This is a genomic window from Bartonella sp. AP7XZML (genome assembly GCF_042195745.1).
Taxonomy (GTDB): domain Bacteria; phylum Pseudomonadota; class Alphaproteobacteria; order Rhizobiales; family Rhizobiaceae; genus Bartonella.
This window is the reverse complement of the sequence record NZ_JBHIOT010000115.1, coordinates 1-2,489: the sequence shown is the minus strand read 5'-3', so window position 1 is coordinate 2,489 and position 2,489 is coordinate 1. Positions and strand designations below refer to the sequence as shown.

2 protein-coding genes are annotated in these 2,489 nt (G+C 43.1%); both read left to right on the top strand.

Translation table 11 applies throughout. The features are described from left to right. The first annotated feature begins 50 nt into the window (after nt 1-50). Nucleotides 51-164: a GpE family phage tail protein gene (locus tag ACFILT_RS09270; protein WP_375679970.1), complete on the top strand. Its 114-nt coding sequence runs from the start codon at nt 51-53 to the stop codon at nt 162-164. Further along, complete coding sequence (locus tag ACFILT_RS09265) at nt 161-2,458, top strand: phage tail protein (protein ID WP_375679969.1); 2,298 nt, start codon at nt 161-163, stop codon at nt 2,456-2,458. The genes ACFILT_RS09270 and ACFILT_RS09265 overlap by 4 nt, the downstream gene beginning before the upstream one ends. Nucleotides 2,459-2,489: the final 31 nt, after the last annotated feature.

Below are 2,489 nucleotides of genomic sequence, written 5' to 3'. Positions count from 1 at the left end.
TCTTTTATCAAGCGGCGGGACACCTCGACTGGGAAACTGCCGCTAAACTCATAGCCGATATCGCCATTGTTTTTCATTGGTCTCTTCCGGACATGATGGAAATGGAACCGCAAGAATTAATATTCTGGCGAAAACAAGCAGCAAAAAGGGATAAGATAAAATGAGTGAAAAAGTAGCCGATGCAAAGGTAAAATTATCTCTTGAAGACAAACTCACCGCACCTCTTAAACATCTTCAAAAAAAATTCGATACATTGTCAAAAACACTCTCACATAGTTTGGGTATTCCGCGCTTTTCTGCTGCTGTCAAAAACATGACAAAAAGCCTTCATGGCGTTCAAAGTGCTCTTGGAGTGGCGGCAAGTCGTGCTTCAGTCTTTACCGGTGTCTTAGGGCTTGCTGGTGGTGGTCTTGTGGCAAGTGTAGCCGCCCTCACCATGAAAACCATGCATCTGGGAGATAGTCTTTATCACGCATCACACCATTTAAATATGAGTGTTGCATCACTTCAATTATGGGGTGATGCAGCCGATAATTCAGGCACTTCTGCCGAACTTTTTCAACAATCCTTAGCGGTTTTAAATAGGCGTTCGGCACAAGCCTATGCTGGACAAAAAAGAGGCATGATGGGCTTTGAAGCACTTGGCATTTCTGTCAAAAACACTTCTGGAAAACTCAAATCCACTTCTGTCTTGTTAGAAGAAATTACCGACAAGATGAGTAAGATGAAAAGCCAAGCACAAAGACAGCATATTGCCGCTCTGCTGTTTGGGGGTGATGGCAAAGAAATGGCGACCATGCTTGCACAAGGCATGGCACCCATTAAAGAGCTGTTTGCAAAGGCGCGAAAAGGAAAATGGCTGATAGGTGCCGATGTCGCACGCTATGCAGCAGATTTAAGTGACAAGATGGGAGCCTTTAAGAAAAAAATAGGCGGTATCGCGAGCTTTATTGGCGCGCGTTTCATGCCCGTTATTAATGATATGATTGACGGTTTTTCTCGCCTGATTGATGAAAACCGCGACCTCATTCAAACAACCGTTGCGAGCTGGGCTAAAAGCGTAAAAAAAGTCTTTAATGATTTGCTTAATCCTACCTCTGATTTGAGAAGAGGCATCAGTGATCTTACAGAGAGAATTAAAGGCTGGTTTCAATGGATGGAGCCGTTGATTGGTGAAATAACCCTCTTTAAGGTAGGACTTGTGGCACTTGGTTCGTTCATTTTTGGTCCACTCATTGCCGCATTAGCAGCCGTAGGAGCCGCATTTGTCACGCTTGGTTATACTATAATGACGACACCTATCGGGTGGATACTTGGTGGTATTGCAGCACTTGTTGGAGCTGGATATCTGCTCTACAAAAATTGGGACAAAATCAATGGCTGGCTGCTTACATCACTAGCCATAGTAAGCGCAGTTTTTATCAGGCTTGCTTTCGCTCTTTCAGGACCAGTGCTTTCAGCCTTCACTTCCGTTGGTTCTAAAATTACCGGTCTGGCTGCAAATCTTGGAAAATCCCTGCTCTCAAAAATAATCGCAGCAGATAAAGCTTTTATTAGATTTTCTGCTACTCTGGGAAGATCACTGCTTTCAGCATTAGCCTCAGCTGCTTCTGCAGTTGCCAGTCTTGCTTTAACTCTTGTAGGGACACTGATTTCGGCAATAACTGCCGTTAGTTCTGCTTTTATATCGCTTGGTATCGCAATCATGACCACTCCTATCGGCTGGATCGCTGGCGGCATAGCAGCCCTTGTTGGAGTTGGATATCTGCTCTACAAAAATTGGGATACGGTAGTAAGCTTCATAAGCAACTTGTGGAATTCTTTTGCGAGCTTATGTAGTAACGTTTTCAATAACCTCTTGACGCTCTTTAAAAACTTTTCACCGCTCTCTTGGATTTCAAAAAAAATCAATGCATTGATTGAGTGGCTGTTTGGGATCAATCTCATGGAAGCAGGAACCAATCTCATTGGTAGCTTGTGGGACGGTATCAAAAGCCAATGGAATGCTCTGTCTGAATGGTTTAGCGGCATGATAAGCAAATTAACCAGCTGGATGCCTAATTGGATGAAAGAAAAGTTAGGGTTTAATGTTTCAATAGACAAGACTTCAACCCAGACTTTAAAAACCTTTACCGAAGAAACCAATTCACGCGCAAAAAAAATGGTTGATACAGTAGTGGTTACAAATACCCCCCCTGAAAAACGCAAGAGTGGTTTTAATACAAGTGTCGTTGAAACAGGACAAATGCAGGCAACAAATAAAGTAGGTGCCTTTAAAGCTCCAAAGCCAATTACGGTTCATAAGCCCGTTGAAGTAGACGCCCGTGTAACCATTACAAATCTAAATATTTCCGTCCCCAATGGTCTCAAGGACGAAATCAGAGATGCTGTCAATCAAGCACTTGAACGCTATGCAAAACAGCAACGTTTAGCCATAGCCTCTAGCCTTTCGGATTAAATACCATGATGTTAGCTTTGGGTGGTTTTAT

Excerpts from the sequence above, each read along its gene's own strand:
- ACFILT_RS09265 (WP_375679969.1), top strand. The coding sequence starts at position 161 with ATGAGTGAAAAAGTAGCCGATGCAAAGGTAAAATTATCTCTTGAAGAC.